Source organism: Clostridium akagii DSM 12554 (assembly GCF_000686725.1).
GTDB lineage: Bacteria > Bacillota > Clostridia > Clostridiales > Clostridiaceae > Clostridium_I > Clostridium_I akagii.
In genome coordinates this window covers 19,738-36,290 of the sequence record NZ_JMLK01000007.1, presented here as the reverse complement: position 1 = coordinate 36,290, position 16,553 = coordinate 19,738, and the positions used below count along the sequence as shown (strand labels likewise).

Genomic DNA, 16,553 nt, shown 5'->3' with positions numbered 1-16,553 from the left:
AATGCTTCTTTTTCGCCGCTTTTAATTTTTATTAATTTTCCCATTATGTAGCTCTCCTGAAAAGTGTTTATACATTAATCATTTTCTCCAGTTAAATATTCATAAATAGAATTTTCCACAGGTTGATTCATTAGAAATCTCATTTTAACAACAGAAACATGTTTACCTTTTCCATCTGGCATTGTGGTTTGCTCCATACTTCCATCTTTTGGTGTAATTTCACCCATATAATAAAAGTCATTGCTTTCACCATTACTTTTTTTAATAAATAAAGGAATTCTAAGCCCTGATTTATAATTAGCTATAGTGACAACATCTGGACTTTTTAAAGTTCGTTTAGATTTTGACATCATCTCAAATTCATAATTATTTATAAATCCATCATTATATTTAGTAGTAGCTGATATGTTTTCATCCTTATGATATGTTACAAATATTGGACAATTAGTTTTATCACTGCTAACAATATAGCCACCAACATTTTGTGCTACAGGGTTCTGTTCCCAATTTAGAATTCTGAAAGCATCTTTTCTTGAATACTTTCGGTACAATACAAATCCTTTTATGTATTTGCCCGGATTAAAAAGCTTATCATATATAACTCCAGAATAACTTAGCATATCAATTAAAAAGCTAAAAAAAGTTTCATTTTTTAATAAAAGTTTAAACTCTTCAGTAAATGAAATCACCTCATCACTACAAGAAACAATATTTAAATTATATTTATCTTTTATGCTTATTATTTTATTGTTTTCCTTTTCAGTGACAAACTGAAAATTTATGTTTCTAATGCATGATTCTATGGTAACCCTATCCACTGAAACTCCATATTTTTCAAAAACCGCAGCTTTGATTTTTTCTATTTTTATAGATTCATTTTTCAAAAGAAAACTTAGAATTATAACTTCTTCAATTCTTTTAGTGTTTGCGATTTCATTTGAAAATAATTCAAGAAGCTTAACTTCTGTTTTGGATAAAATATTCTGCAAATTCTCCTCCTGGATGGCAGCAAAATTAAAATATGACCTAGAATAGTCCACATAGAGCTGTGGATCTCTTGAACCATGTTCTATAAAATCCATCATCATTGGAATTTTTCCAAGCTTAAATTTTAACAACTCATAATCCTTTACAAGATCTTTTTTAAGTTGCATATTTGAGTTATCAATGGATTCAAGAATTCTTTTTCTAGCAATTCTATCAAAATTAACAGTAGATGCTCCAGGTATAAACAAACTGCCACTAACCATTAATTTACGCAAAGTATCTTTATTGTAGGAATCATTCCCATACAATGCGATGGGCACTAAATAGCTGTTTTGGTAATTGCCAATAAAATCTATGATAGTTACATATTCCTTATTAGCAGCTTTTCGTAAACCTCTTCCTAATTGCTGCACAAAAATAATAGCAGACTGGGTGGGTCTAAGCATTATTATCTGATTAACTCTAGGAATATCAATGCCTTCATTGAATATGTCCACAGTGAAAATATAATCCAACTTTTCCGTTTCCGTGTCGCTCTCAAGATTTTTTATAGCATCTGATCTTTCATCCTCACTGCTTTTACCGCTTAGAGAAACCGTGTTGTATCCTCTCTCATTAAAAAGGTTAGATAATTCATTACTTTCCTCCACGGAGCTACAAAAAATCAGACCTCTTGTGCATCCATTGTCTGATCCATAAAACTCTGCTTTTTCAATAATCCTATCTACTCGTTCCTTGGCTATTAATAAATTAAAAGTTACATCTTCCCCAAGCACATTGCCATTAATAGTAATATCAGTTACTCCAAAATAATGAAACATACAAAGCATTTTTTCTTCTAAGGCTCTATGCAGGCGTATCTCATAGGCAATATTGTAATCAAATTCCTTGAAAATATCAAAACCATCGGTTCTTTCAGGAGTAGCCGTCATTCCTAATAAAAACTTAGGCTGAAAATGGTTTAATATTTTTTGATAACTAGCTGCGCCTGCCCTGTGCGTTTCATCTATTACGATATAATCAAAATAATTTTTATCAAACTTGTTCAAATTACCATCTTTTGAAATTGTTTGTATAGTTGAAAATAAATAATCTGCCTCTATTTCTTTTATGTTTCCATAGTACATTCCCATGGTTTTACTTGTTCCAAAAACATTGATAAAACTTTTCATAGCCGCTTTAGCAATATTAGCTCTATGAACAATAAAAAGAAATTTTTTAGGATTTACTTCTTTTACATCAAATGCTGACAAAAATGTTTTTCCGACTTTATCTTGATATGTTTTTAATATTGTATGTTGTAGACATTTAAAACTGAGGACTTGCCGGCCTCTATACATTAAGTCCAATCTACTTTCATAAATTTTTAATTGTAATATTTATTCAGATTAATTGAATTTTTATTCACAATATGTTTACCAAACCACATTAATCTTTGATATATATTATGATAATTTTACACATGTTTTAATTTATAGTTTAGTAATACAAATATAAAGTTTTAAAATCATGATTTACAGAACTTCATTCTTTAAAGTGATTTTGCCCATTTTGATGACTGCAATCCATGACCATATCCACAAGCTGTTCCTGTGAGCAATGACTAACCATTTCAGGATTTATTCTTATAGACCTATCTAGTCCCGAATTTTCAACTATCTTTTTTGAATAATTTTCATCTAATCCGTATATTTTCATAATTCCTTCAATGGTAGCTTTAAATATTATTTCCTTCAATTCTTCCATATTCATTCTCACCTTTCCCTTATCAAAATACAATAATCTAATCTATTATACCCATAGTGCCCTAATTTACTATACATAAAAAAAATATATATCCTTACCCCATTCTATACTATAATCTTTTTCATATTCTCAATCGCGTTTTACTATATATTTCTGTATGCTTAGTATAGGTAATGAAATATATGCTTTTATTATCCAAACTATAGATTTTCACACATTAGCTTGTAATAATTTCACTAATTCTCTTTTCCTAACTTCTCTTATTAATATTTGAGGTAGTTGGCTTTTATTTCTTAACCATTTATACCTTTTCATTGTATAACAACAAGTAGGGGTAGTCCCAGCCAACGTGTAACCAGTGTCAGAGTATATTATTAATGTGCATTTTAGTCATTGTGAATGTTACACAAGCTATTTGTGTAATATTCACTTTCTTTATTTAGCAACTCTTTTCAGTATTTTACATAAATAGGCTAATTTTAATGTTACTTAATGATTATAATTAATAGTATTATGTAACATATTTTCTACTTTACCCTGGTTACAGGGAAAAAGTCTGTTTCATCTATTCTTAGTATTATATTTAAAATATTCACTTTCCTATAGATTATGTTTCAACAATTATAGGGGTAATGATAATTATCTTAGCTGAAGTATTAAAAGAAGCTACACAGTTAAAAGAAGATACCGAATTAACTATATAGTAAAAGAAGGTTAAAGTATGTCTATAATTGTTAATCTAGATGTAATGATGGCAAAGATAAAAATATCATTAACAGAACTTGCTGAACGAGTTGTAATAACTAATACTAATCTTTCAATTTTAAAAACTGGTAAAGCAAAGGCAATTAGATTTTCAACTCTAGAAAGAATAAGTAAAGAATTACTGTGTCAACCAGGAGATATTCTAGAGTTTAAAGAAATTAATGGTGATTAATTTATAATTCTACCAGGCGATAAACATCATCAAGATCATCCTGAGAGATACCAAGGTACAGTTTAGTTATTGCTTGTGATGAATGATTGAACAATTCCATAAGTACCGGAACTGGAACTCCCTTCTTCCAGGAGTGATACCCAAAGGTTTTTCTTAATGAATGGCAGCCAACATTTTCTTTTATTCCAACTGCTGCACAGCTTGTCTTTATTATTCTTATTGCCATATACCTAGTAATGGGTTTATTTTCACCATTACGGCTCACAAAAATGAAATCTAGTGTACTTACATGACAAAGTTGTCTTTTATGCTTTAAAAGGCCATCTAAAGCATTCTTATTAAGAAGAAAGTTTTTATCTTTACCAGTCTTTTGTTCTTTTATATTTACATGTATTTTAAATGTATTTTCTTCAAAGTCGTATACATCACCCCAGGTAAGCACAAGTATATCTGAAATCCTTAGAGCTGTATTAAGTCCCAAAACTATAAGAGCATAATTTCTCATGTTTCTTGCTCCCAAAAGGTACTTCTTCAAATCCTTTATCTTTTTCTCCGTTCTTATTGGTTCTACTTTTTCCATTTTTACTATTCCCCCATGATTCTTAATTCAACATAATGACGATTTAAGTATAATATGTTGAACTAGTTTTTGCAATTTTAACTTTTTTATAGAAAAAATAAGAGTAAATCCTTAATTTATAAGGCTTTACTCTTATTTGACGAATTCCACACAATACTAATTGTGTGGAATTCGTTATTTCAATTAACAATTTTTTTGTTTGAAAACACAGACTTTCACAAATTATTGTTTATAAATTATAAAAATAGGTCTAGACAAATAGTTTAATCATATATTTGTGAATTTGTTTAGACCATGATCTAAACAAATACGCTTTCTTGTTATCTATACTAAATGTTAATTATTTTACATAACACTCCGAGGGCTCTGCTTCTGCGAGCTCAATGTAGGATCAACACTAACGGAGTTGTATGTAAAATAAAAACCTGAAAAATCATTATTATATAAAGTAACCTATCGATATTTTATCCTTTAATGTATTTTTATGTTATTATTTAATAAGTAAAGAGGGGGATTATACGAAAATGGAAGAGGCATTATATAAGCAGAATAATATAGAAATAAATATTAATGCTAAAAACTTAACAAGAGTATTGTACTTTTCAAAATACAAAAGCCATCTATACTGTAAAGAAAAAGATTGTAGTGCTGAACTTAATTTCGTAGATGGAAAAAACGGATCAAAATTTTTCAGAACAAATGCAAGTACAAATCATAAATTTGGATGTCCAAGTGAAGTTGGACATAATGAAAGAACAATAGAAAATAAGAAAAAACAATATGAAAATAGAATAAATATAACTAATAAACATATGAATAATACTCTGGAAAGAGCCTTTAATAAATTTATTAATGACAGTATAGATAAGGGCGATGGTATTCATAAAAAAAAATATAGCAATCCACAGAGTGTTAAAGGAAACAATGGGAATTATAGTCCGGAACTATTTAATGATGGAGTAGATAGTATTGTAAGAGGACCTAATATTAGTACGATAATTTACAGTAACATTGAAAAAAATGATGAAGGTGAAATAAGATGTGTTATAGGTTATGTTAATAATATGCAACTTATGGAAAGACATGGATACATGAACTTAACACCCAAAATGGAAAATAGTGTAAAAGTACATTTTGCAGAATATTTTGTGGTTAATAATGAAAGTGAGTTTTATAATATGACAATTGTTAATAAATATATAAAATTAATGAAATCAAAAGAAGAAAAGGTGGTTTGTTGCTGTATAGGTAGAATAAAATACGCTAAAATTGGTATAAATATTATTCTTGATAGATATCAAGGATTTATATTAAATGGTATGGGATTCTATCAAATATTATCGTATATGAGGAAATAAGATGGTACAGTCAACAAAATCTATAAAGCCCACACAAAGTAAAATAGTACCATAAACCGTTGTTTATGGTACTTAAATAAAACTTTTATAAATAATGGATTTACAGGTGATTATTAGTTCCCAAAGTAGTACCAAAAACAAAGTACCACCTTTCAATTTAAAGTAACCCTTTGGAAGCTATAAATTCATTGTCTCAAGTACTTCAACAACACATTTTGTTCTGCTTTTATTATCATTAACCCTCGCAGTTATTGTTGTTTTACCTTTTGAAAGTGCAGTTACATGCCCCTCTTTAACAATTGCAATTTGGGAATTTTCAGTTATCCAACTCACAATTTTATATTTTGCTTCAGTCGGTTCAACTGAAGTTACTAAATCATACTCTTCACCAATATCTAATTGTATATTATTCTTATTTAACTTTATTGTTGTTTGTGGTTCACTCTGAATTAAGTTAATTATGTTACTTACTTTGTTATTTGACCAACCAAGTTTTGTTGCAATTTTCTTGTGTATATGTTTTTCCCATGGTCTTTCAGGAAGTTCATTCATAACAGCTTCAATGTCACTCCACGGAAATTGTTTAATCTTTGGGTTAGATGCTACATGAGTAGAATCATAAGAGATAATTTCAATATCACCTTTAGATGCAATCTTTTTTAGTTGCTTATAATATTTACGAATTGATAAAAAGTCGCCTTGTAAACCAATGCTTATTGTATTTTCATCATCATTATAGCTTACACTTTCTAAAATGCTTGATAGTTTAATTGTCGTGTTTTTTCGAATTTTAATATCATAAGTGGGGTCAATGTATTGTCGTGACTCAACTGATTTAACAATTATTTTGATGTAAATTTTATTGTCTTTTGATGGTGACAAAATAAATTTATCAATTTTCTTTTGTACAAATTTCGAAAAACTCAACATAGCTTGAAAAAAAACCAGCATTTCTTGATGAGTTTCAGTAATAATCATATCTGTTGCATTATATTTTTTTTTATAATTATCATCAATTTTTCCAAGTTGATGTATAAGTAAATGGCGTTTGTCATGGGCTTGCTCTATATACTTATTATTTACGCTAAAACCATCAATAATAGCATTGTACACATCAAAATCTATATCAAATGTTTTCTTATAATATTTTCTTACTTCACCATAACCACCACTGTGTAGATCCCTACAACACTTCTCAATATATTTATCATGAAGTTCTTCGATGTTAGAACAAGTTAAAATCTCACCAATATGGTATTGTATTATGCTATTAGCTAAAAATGGTTGCTTATTCTGCATAAACACTTCATTTATTGATGCTATTAAATATACTTCAAGTGCGGAGATACATCTAATAAGAGATAATTCACGACAAAGTTTAGTATTTTCTACTGACAAACGTCGCATTAATGCATAAGGATTACTATCTTTCTCGCCTAAAGCATTGTCAATATTAGTTTGATCTATCAATTCAGAATTAATTTGATTTTTCAATGTTTGTCCAGAAATTTCATAAGAAATCATAGTTGATAAATACCATCTTTTAATATTTACAATTTCACGTATAAATCGATTTTGTGCAATAATAGTAATCACCCTCATTTGAAAAAAATATTATTTTTTATTTTAGACTACAGTGTTCCCAATGTAATAGCCAATAGATAGCACACCTATTGCATACAATAGGTCTATTATTATGCTTATTGATAAAAGATGATACTTGCTAAATAATCGCGACAGTATAATACCTAACAAACACACTATGATACCAAACTTTGAGAAACGGTTCATAAATTCATTAATAAATTTCATAAGTATTACTCCTTCTATTTGGTATATGTACTTTTGTTATATAAAATATAATACCATATTATCGGTTATACGGTAAATTATACTTAACATAAGTAAATAGCACCAGTTCCACACAATTAGTATTGTGTGGAATCGAATTTTAAACCAGTATCATAACCCAAAAGTTTAGACCCCTTATTTGTTTCTTATTTTTCTGTCTGTCTATTTTCTTCCGCAGAATTTTTCTCTGGTAAAACGGAATAAACCGCAGATTTACCTCGGAACTTCAAAGTTCCAGAATCTGTATATGTCCTTTCAATTAGCTTTAAATTCTCACCCGTTTTATGTGCAATTTCACGATTAAAGGCCTTACCCAGGCGAGCTCTTGTAATAGATGGAACGATAGGATTTTACTTCCCATAACTTATTTTTGCAATACCCAATTCTCGGAAATAAGAAATATCATTGAGTGTAAAATCAGAGACATCTCCCTTGTCTACAAAAGCTACAACTTTTTTCTTTAGCTCTGTATATGTATTAACAATAGAATCGCCTCTTACATTTAATTCATCACTAAATAAACTTTCAAGCATATCTGCAATAACTGCTGATACAGATATGCCAACTTCTTTCGCCTTTTTCTCAATGAGTTGATTCAATTGTTCTGATAAAAATACTTCTTGTTTTGGCATGGAACCATTTCTCCTTTCAAAATTCCCTTAATCATATACCCGTAGTGTTGTATAATTAAAACGTATCATATATTACAGCTCTTGTAGAGGGGTATCGCCAACAAAATTGCACTATTAACACTAAAATACTAGCCATTTTCCTTTTGCTTTTTCTTCGCTTAAACCAATCTCTAAAATTTCATCAAAATTATCAAAATCATCTTTATCATTTACTATTATTCTATTATCTTTAATATGACAATAAACATTTCCACCATATTCAATATGCTTAAATCCATCAAATGTAATTATTTCATCAGTCAATACTTTAGGACTTATAATCCTTTTATTATTTGCATTAAATTCTCTAATAGCTGCTTCATAATCCATTTCTATAACTTTAGAAAATACTTTTTCTTTTATAGGCATAGGATAATCATTTATATTTATTGTTTTTTCATTATTATTATAAATATTATCAATGCGTATTTCATCATCAGATATATTTAATATAGCTAACCCATTACACCACCTTCCTTCTAAATTTTTAGTAATAATTTCATAAAATGATTTCTTTTCTGTCATTATTTTTCCTCCATTTATTAATATTAATTTAATGTGTATGGATAATGGGGTGCAACCAAGAAAACCGACAAAACCCACTCTAAGAGATATAGTAGCATAAACGAAGGTATTTGATAGCAGATAATTTTAAAAAGATAGAGTCTTTAAACCCATTAAAATGGTTTTAAAAACTAATTTGAAATACACGGTACGAACCCTGCTACTACTCGTATTTGTAATGTATCAAACTTGAATCGGTAAATTATAGTTTGCGTAATGGGAATTTCTGTCCCATTACTACACAACCCCCAAATTTGTAATTATGAAAATGATTGAAGAATATATAGATTCGATTATAATTATGGATTTTACTATGGTCATTTAATTAATACTTATTTGCATTTACAAAAACTCGTAAGTCAAATATCTCCTATAGATAACAAATCAAAATATTTGGATTTAGGCTTATGTAGATCACCTTTATATGATATGACTTAATTTATATTTAATTATTCTACAAGTTTCCTAATTTAAATTATGTATGTTTTTTTAAATCTTTGCTGTCAATATTGTAATTAACTCATTTAAATACTACATCGTTATTTTCCGCTTAAATATTCAGTTATTGAAACTCTTACTTCTTGACTTATCTTAAAACTTTTTTTATCTTTATTGATATATCCATAGTTATTAATAATTAAAGTATTATTTATTTGATTTATATTATTAGGTTTACTAATAGTATAAAAAAATAGTGATATTATAAAACTAAATATTATTAGTATTATATTCTTAAGAAGTTCGTATCTAAATGGAGATTGTTTTTTTATATTTAACATCTTTTTTTCAAATTCTTGTAAGTAGTTTTCTCCATTATCACTAGTAATAATTTCTTCTACAATATTTTGTGCTTCTTCAAAATCTTCTTTTTTAATATCATAATCTTTCAATATATCGCTATCTATTTTAGACATTCCTGCAAATTTAGATGCTGTTTTTTTCATAGATTCTGCCAATGTTGAGAAAGCATTTGTACTATCGATTTTAGGCATTTCTGCGAAAGTTGATAGTGCTGATGCCATCATAGTGATTGATGATGGCAATGATTCTACATCATGTATTCCTGCAAATTTAAATGCCGTGTCCTTGATAGATTCTGCCACTGTATAGAGATCATTTGTACTATCGATTTTAGACATTTCTGTCAAAGTAGATAGTGCTGATGCCATCATAGTAATTGATGATGGCAATGATTCTACATCATGTATTCCTGCAAATTTAGATGCCGTGTCCTTGATAGATACTGTCAATGTTGAGAAAGCATTTGTACTATCTATTTTAGGCATTTCTGCGAAAGTTGATAGTGCTGATGCCATCATAGTGATTGATGATGACAATGATTCTACATCATGTATTCCTGCAAATTTAGATGCTGTGTCCTTGATAGATTCTGCCACTGTATAGAGAGCATTTGTACTATCCATTTTAGACATTTCTCCGAAAACAGATAGTGCTGATGCCATTATGGTAATTGATGATGGCAATAATTCTACATCATGTATTCCTGCAAATTCAGATGCTGTGTCTTGGATAGATTGAAAATCATATTTTTTCGATATGTTTTCAAGTAGATCTATATTACTATTTTTTTTATTTCTACTCACAAAATCACCACTTTCATTTATAAAAAGCAACCATAAAATGGATATTTTAAATATTATATTTAAGTACCATAATACTATATTCCTTGGCGTGGGCTAATTCGAATTAGTTGGTTGCACCGGAAACGTACATAGATTTGTGTAAATCAATATGTACATTTCCAAAATTCAAATTTCATATTACTGCATTTAAGCAGTTTGTGCTAATTTTTTTCATAGATCCTTATTATACAAATCTACAGAATAATCCTTGATTTGTTTTTCTGGATTTCCACATATATATTATAGTTTTGAAATATAGTTACTCCGTTTGTAATAATGTTTGCTCAATATAAGATTGATTTCACTTGTTCTTTGTTGAAAATGCATTGAACATCGAATTGTACCTTTAAAAACAATCGGACTTTATTACAAAATTAACATTTTATCTGACATATTTAAAGCGTTAGTGAACATTATTTGCGTCTAACTTTATTACAAATCTAAGCATAAGTACTGAAGATTCACTGAGTCGATAAAAACTTTTAAGCTATACTTAAATGATAACTATTAATGGGCAAAAAGATTGTTTGTTATATTGTTTTGTTTCTTTAATATCTAATAAAACATTTGTTCAGCATATAATCTGCTCTTTACTATTTAGGTTTGATTGTGTAAATATGGTAGAATAGTCTCTTAATATATCGCAAATTACTTACTATATTCTCTCATTTGTACATTTGAACCAATACTGCTTACTTATCAAAGCTTCCGCTAAAAAAGCCAATCTTTCTGTCTTCTAATTCTCCAACAATAAGTACTCTATCAAGCAAAACATTAAATTCTTCACAACTAGTTTCTGAAATAAGTGTACATGCGTGACAAGCGGATAAATTCAATCCATCTCGTCCTTGCCCTCCACTATCAATACAAACAGGATCTGATGAGCACCACATTGCTTTCCTTACTGCATTTAATATGATTTTAGGTAGCATATCAGATTTTCCTTGCCTAACAAGTCCACCTAATGTGCCTTCAGAATCTCCTGATGATGTATATATTAAAATACCGCTCATATTAGTGGAATTTTCCTCTGTATTACAATAAATTCTTTCTGTCAATGAAGCTGAGTCATATCCACATTCAAAACTTAATTCTTTAATTAAAAGATGTGCTAATGTGTGTAGTAGCACAAATTTAGGCTTTATTTTTCTACCATTATTGCCGTGTTTTATTTCTCTTTTATTGTATCTTTCATTTAAAATTTCAATGCGCTCAGAAACTTTAGGATATATTTTTATCCATTTTTCTATGATTTCATTGTTGAACTCAATAAAAATCCCCTCACCTCTAGCTTCATATGCCGGATACCACTTAGTCTTTTTTTCTTTTATTGATACAAACCCACTACTAGCTTTACTTTCAAATCCTGACATTGAATCTGCTTCTGTAGGCTCTAGTCTACTAAATCCAACCAATGCTCTAACTTCTCTTAACTTTTTAACTAATGTAACTTTACTTAAGCCATAAATATCGTAATCATCAATATTGTTTTGTATTTCTATTTTAAAATCTTTTTCATCCATACATTCTTTAGGTATATTACCCGTTAATGCATTATATTCTTCTACTCTATACTGTTCTTTAGTCTCAATATTTTCAGTATTTTCACTATTGAAATCTTTATCTAAAATAATCTTTACTATGCTTTTATCTTGATGAATATCTTCTGCTATTTTCTGTGTATATAAATCAATAATGTTTTTTTTCCCTTTGATTTGAACATATTCTTCATCATTTAACATTTCTAATAATAATGAAAATTTATTGCTCTGTTTAACCAACAAATTTATTTCACTAGAATATGGTGGAATAACTATAGAGCTAACAACTTTAGCAAAATATATATTAAGTGCCCCACGTTGTATACTTTTAGGTATCTCATTGCATTCTTCTTTTTTATCTTCTTCTTTTTTACCTTTCCACGGCATATTGCCAGTACATTTATAGTGTATTTTGTTTATTTCAGGTTTATTATTACTAAATGCCTGTTCATTAAATGCCCCTTTCATACTTGCTTTTGCACCACAATTGCATTCTATTACTAAACCTTCCAGGCCCAACGCACTACTAGAATTTTTGATTTTTAGATGCGAATGTTTTATATCACAATTTGATCTTTTATTTTTACCATGTACCCATTCTACCCACGGAAAATCATCAATATGACCATTTTTACATGTTACAAGTATTCCAGCTGGAACAAGTTGCATATTACATTCCATACATTTTGGTGTAATCATTTTAACATTCTTAGATCTTTTATTTTGCACAAATTCCTTTTCCCATTCATCTAATTTTCTAAGCCTTTTACATTTTGGACAAAAGTACCATTTAGGAAATCTTACTAACGGAATCTTACTAATTTGATCTTTATCAGGTGGCAAACAAAATTTTTCTACACCTAATAATCTCTCTAATCGTTCATCGTGTATCTCTTGTGATTTATTAATAGTCCAATATTCTGGTGCTGCGGGCATTAATGTTTGATCCTTAAAATCAATCATAGAACCAACCCCAAAAGGAGCTATCACCTGAGAAAATCGAATATTATAGGACTTAGATTTTAGTGGAATTTTATTCATTAATATCATCTCCAAACTCAATTATTTCCACCCCAGCTTGATTATCTATATTTCTCATAGATTGCATAGTAGGAAATGCATTTCTATAGTCATCTTCTAAAAATGGAACCAGTAAATTTTTATCCGCGTTTTTTGAATAGTAATCTACTTCTTCATCAACATTTGCTGTATCTATTTTATCTATCCACTTATGTATAATTTCATCAAGTTCTTGCTTAGTTTTAATTGCTATATCTCTTTCTTGACTATTATCTAAATGATCTGCTCTCGCCAAAATGAATTCTTTTATTTTATCCAAACCTTCTATATCGTTTTTGAATTTCTTTGCATCTTCATTTCCATTCAATTTTAAAATATGTCTTACCATACTTATTAAAACTGCGTGTAATGCTCTTTCCCTTGCCTGCTCAGAAAACGGTGTAATACTTGTTGGCTCAACATATTTATAAAAAGTCTGATGATATGGATAAAACAGTTCATAATGAGATCTATCCCTAGTCTTAGACGCATTGTAAAACGTGAATACCAGACCTGGATACTTTCTTCCAACTCTACTCGTAGCCTGAATATACTCAGATGTCTGTTTAGGTTGTCCACTAACAACCATTAAATCAAGTCTACTTACATCAACACCAACGCTTATCATATTTGTCGCTAATAATATATCTATTGCGTGATTTATGTTATCCTGCTTTTTATTGCTTTTAGGATCAACTTCACCCTTTTCATATGTATTTTCTGAATTTTTTAATGTTTTTACTATAGCAGTTGACGATAGTCTGCTAGTTAATTCATTGGGTATTCCTGCATATCTTATTTCTTTACCTTTCATTAATCTCTTCATATATCTTATAATATTACTTGCTATATCGTCTTTAACTAATGTTGATGTTTTTCCTAATTCTCGTATTGAATTAAAGTAACCTACAAGAGTCCAATATTTATCTAGTATTTCGTCTGAAGCATCTATGAATTTCAATGATTCTAAAACTGCTGTATATAATCTTATTTGCGTTGTAGTAGCGGTTTTTCCTGATGGCATTAACCCAACATATAATCTACCCGGTTTTCTTTTAATTGAAACTTCTTTTGTAAAAAAGCAATCTTCTATATTTAATCCTGAAGGAGGAAATTGTGATACCTCCCTATCAAATAACATTTTGCATTGTTCTTTTGCTCTTTTTATGGTTGCTGTAGATGCAATTATCTTAGGTTTTATACCTTTTGCACAACACATTGCATCAATTGCTGTTTCATATAACCCAACCATTGTACCTAATGGTCCAGATATTAGATGTAATTCATCCTGAATAATTAATTCAGGACTTTTAGTATTATTATCTTTATTTAAAGCAAATAAATTAGATACCTCACCTTTCCAAGGAAGTGTTGCAAATTTATCTACAGTTCCAAAAAGCAATGTAGGTGGATTTTTATATAATTCCTCATCTACTACTTGTATAGGAAGCCTTTCACGAAAATCGCACCTAGATTCTGGACAATAAATGATTTTCTTTTTATCATAATTATATCCCCATGCCCCTTTCTTTTTCCCATCAATAAATTCTGTTTCAAGTTTGGTTCCACACCAAGGGCATTTCAATATTTGGAATTTATTGTGTTGTAATTTCCGTGTCTCTAATTCTTCTTTATTGCTAACAGCTTTTGTCAATTCTTTATATTCTGTTTTGGCAACAGCATTTGTATTGGGAGTTGGATCTCCCCCTACCCATAATCCAATGGATATCTCGTCTTCTCCAAGATTATACTCGTTGCTTTCTCTCCTTATTTTTTCACAAGCACAAATTAGTATAGATGCTCTAGTAAATTGTTGTGTAGCTAATAACCTTAAAGTATACCTCATTACAATTGTTGTTCCACAACCATCTATCGGATCATTTAATCTTCTCAAAAATATAGTAAATCCTGTCAACCCTAAATATGCTTCTGTTTTACCACCTCCGGTAGGTATCCATATTAAATCTACAATATCTCTATCGTCGCAATTTGGATTTGAAATTGAATCAATATTCATTAAAACAAAAGCTAATTGGAAAGCTCTCCAACTTCCATCTTTTTTCTCAACATTGTAATAATCAAATTGTGGCATTTTTGTATCCATTGGAAATCTATCATACTCACTCCCTGTTAATTTGGAATGTACTCTTTGCATTAACATAGCTCTATTCATTATAGAAAAAGCATCATATGCATTTTTATTTTTACTTAAAATACATATTCCCTTTTTCATTCTAAATAATACTTCTTTGCATTGAATAATTTGATTTTCTATTATATCATCATTATATTTTCCTTTTAACTCGTTTCCCGATTTTTCAAGTTTACTAATCCATTTCTCATAGGCATCAGAAAATTTATTAAGTAAATTAATCTTGCCTTCTTTACTTATATCTGAAATATCTGATAAAACGAACATAGATAATATTTTCTTGCCCTCCTCACCTAACTCATCTATTTCAAAATCTAATTGAGGAATTTCAAAGCTTGGAAAGAAATCAGTATGCACTTCCCCTTTTCCAGTTTCAATATTAACAATTTGCCCTGTTGCCACACCATGACCTACGGCGTAACTTTTCTTATTTCTATACAATAAATTAAAAACCAACTCCTCATTATCAATAAATTTGGAGTTTATATTTTGAATATCATATCTTTCGATAAACTTAAAGTTATTATTATCTGTTGTAATTTTTATTTCTGGTTGAAAGAAACAAGTTCTATAGTTCTTTTTGGATTTCTGTTCATTTACAAGAACCACAGTATAACTGAAAATTTTTTCTTCATATTTTTTTCTTAAAACAGTTACTTTCAATACTCCGCTATTGTCACTTACTTCTCCATCTTCATTAATGAAAATCTTATTAAATTCCTTGACTAAAGGTATTTTTATTTCCCCATTCTCAACGAATGGATTTCTAACATACCCCTTATGTTTATTTCCTTCTTCTGATGAACATAAATCAGCGAGCTTATATAAGATTTTTTCTATATCTGGCCTTTCTGTTTGTATGTCTCTTCCTGAAACGAGTTCAAATACATTTTTTCTTGATAGATTTTTTTTCAACCTGACTTGCCCATCTTCTTGATATAAATATTCACCTAATGAATACTTAGTAATATTCATATCTTTATCTGTTCTAATAACACAATCTCTAAATTGACTTAATCTATATCTAGCACAGCTTACTTCAACATTAATTTCTTCTATATCACCTTCAGCAAAAAAAGTTAAACCCATTGCCGATGGTAAAGTTTGATTAGCCATACTTATTTCTTCTTGAACTTCTTCCTCATCCGATGAAATACTATGAATATTATTTTTAGTTTTATCTCCTTTTTTCTTTTGTTTTTCTATTTCCATCTCAACTTCTTCATTTATATCTTCATTAATACTATCACTAGATTTTTCTTTTTCCGATTCATCTTGTTCATATAGATTATCTTGTGGGAATAAAACACCAAGTACATATCTATCTAGTGGTGAATCCGATATCACTTCGTATTTTGTATCGGCACCTATATCTTCTGATCCAGGGCCAAGCATTTCTGCCTTAGTTCTTTTAATTATTTCTTTTCTTACCCTAATACATTCTTGTATATCTATCAATTTTAT

12 protein-coding genes are annotated in these 16,553 nt (G+C 29.1%); 3 read left to right on the top strand and 9 right to left on the bottom strand.

The window, feature by feature from the left end; genetic code table 11:
• Positions 1-74: 74 nt before the first annotated feature.
• The gene (locus BR66_RS22970) at positions 75-2,240 is read right to left on the bottom strand and encodes a DUF3427 domain-containing protein (protein WP_207641219.1); all 2,166 of its coding nucleotides are present in this window, start codon (positions 2,238-2,240) and stop codon (positions 75-77) included.
• A 271-nt stretch (positions 2,241-2,511) separates the two neighbouring features.
• Positions 2,512-2,733 carry a hypothetical protein gene (locus BR66_RS0102445; RefSeq protein ID WP_026881470.1) on the bottom strand — a complete coding sequence of 74 codons (222 nt, stop codon included), beginning with the start codon at positions 2,731-2,733 and terminating at the stop codon, positions 2,512-2,514.
• A 590-nt stretch (positions 2,734-3,323) separates the two neighbouring features.
• Here BR66_RS0102445 and BR66_RS26765 point away from each other — a divergent pair.
• Both BR66_RS26765 and BR66_RS0102440 read left to right on the top strand, forming a co-directional pair.
• Positions 3,324-3,437 (top strand): DUF2975 domain-containing protein, encoded by a 114-nt coding sequence (locus BR66_RS26765; protein WP_423219376.1) that lies wholly within the window; start codon positions 3,324-3,326, stop codon positions 3,435-3,437.
• A gap of 17 nt (positions 3,438-3,454) precedes the next feature.
• Positions 3,455-3,670 carry a helix-turn-helix domain-containing protein gene (locus BR66_RS0102440; protein WP_026881469.1) on the top strand — a complete coding sequence of 72 codons (216 nt, stop codon included), beginning with the start codon at positions 3,455-3,457 and terminating at the stop codon, positions 3,668-3,670.
• A gap of 1 nt (position 3,671) precedes the next feature.
• Here BR66_RS0102440 and BR66_RS0102435 read toward each other — a convergent pair whose 3' ends face one another.
• Positions 3,672-4,250, bottom strand: a complete 579-nt coding sequence (locus BR66_RS0102435; protein WP_026881468.1) for a site-specific integrase — start codon at positions 4,248-4,250, stop codon at positions 3,672-3,674.
• Positions 4,251-4,774: 524 nt separating this feature from the next.
• On the opposite strand from BR66_RS0102435, the gene BR66_RS0102430 reads away from it, so the two are divergent.
• Positions 4,775-5,608 carry a hypothetical protein gene (locus BR66_RS0102430; protein ID WP_026881467.1) on the top strand — a complete coding sequence of 278 codons (834 nt, stop codon included), beginning with the start codon at positions 4,775-4,777 and terminating at the stop codon, positions 5,606-5,608.
• Between the two features lie 177 nt (positions 5,609-5,785).
• Here BR66_RS0102430 and BR66_RS0102425 read toward each other — a convergent pair whose 3' ends face one another.
• From BR66_RS0102425 to BR66_RS0102400, 6 genes are all read right to left on the bottom strand, one after another.
• Complete coding sequence (locus BR66_RS0102425; RefSeq protein ID WP_026881466.1) at positions 5,786-7,204, bottom strand: Ig-like domain-containing protein; 1,419 nt, start codon at positions 7,202-7,204, stop codon at positions 5,786-5,788.
• 605 nt (positions 7,205-7,809) lie between these two features.
• A complete protein-coding gene (locus BR66_RS0102420; RefSeq protein WP_026881465.1) occupies positions 7,810-8,091 on the bottom strand; it encodes a hypothetical protein in 282 nt (93 codons plus the stop codon).
• A 120-nt stretch (positions 8,092-8,211) separates the two neighbouring features.
• A complete protein-coding gene (locus BR66_RS0102415) occupies positions 8,212-8,655 on the bottom strand; it encodes a hypothetical protein (RefSeq protein WP_026881464.1) in 444 nt (147 codons plus the stop codon).
• A gap of 578 nt (positions 8,656-9,233) precedes the next feature.
• Positions 9,234-10,298 (bottom strand): hypothetical protein, encoded by a 1,065-nt coding sequence (locus BR66_RS0102410; RefSeq protein WP_026881463.1) that lies wholly within the window; start codon positions 10,296-10,298, stop codon positions 9,234-9,236.
• Positions 10,299-11,029: 731 nt separating this feature from the next.
• Complete coding sequence (gene drmB, locus BR66_RS0102405) at positions 11,030-12,919, bottom strand: DUF1998 domain-containing protein (protein ID WP_026881462.1); 1,890 nt, start codon at positions 12,917-12,919, stop codon at positions 11,030-11,032.
• Positions 12,912-16,547 carry a helicase-related protein gene (locus BR66_RS0102400; RefSeq protein WP_051624068.1) on the bottom strand — a complete coding sequence of 1,212 codons (3,636 nt, stop codon included), beginning with the start codon at positions 16,545-16,547 and terminating at the stop codon, positions 12,912-12,914. The genes drmB and BR66_RS0102400 overlap by 8 nt, the downstream gene beginning before the upstream one ends.
• Between the last annotated feature and the right edge of the window lie 6 nt (positions 16,548-16,553).

What these genes read in the sequence shown, in the direction of transcription:
- BR66_RS0102445 (WP_026881470.1), bottom strand. Translation starts at nt 2,733, where the DNA reads ATGGAAGAATTGAAGGAAATAATATTTAAAGCTACCATTGAAGGAATT.
- drmB (WP_026881462.1), bottom strand. Translation starts at nt 12,919, where the DNA reads ATGAATAAAATTCCACTAAAATCTAAGTCCTATAATATTCGATTTTCT.
- BR66_RS0102440 (WP_026881469.1), top strand. Translation starts at nt 3,455, where the DNA reads ATGTCTATAATTGTTAATCTAGATGTAATGATGGCAAAGATAAAAATA.
- BR66_RS0102415 (WP_026881464.1), bottom strand. Translation starts at nt 8,655, where the DNA reads ATGACAGAAAAGAAATCATTTTATGAAATTATTACTAAAAATTTAGAA.
- BR66_RS0102420 (WP_026881465.1), bottom strand. Translation starts at nt 8,091, where the DNA reads ATGCCAAAACAAGAAGTATTTTTATCAGAACAATTGAATCAACTCATT.
- BR66_RS0102435 (WP_026881468.1), bottom strand. Translation starts at nt 4,250, where the DNA reads ATGGAAAAAGTAGAACCAATAAGAACGGAGAAAAAGATAAAGGATTTG.
- BR66_RS0102430 (WP_026881467.1), top strand. Translation starts at nt 4,775, where the DNA reads ATGGAAGAGGCATTATATAAGCAGAATAATATAGAAATAAATATTAAT.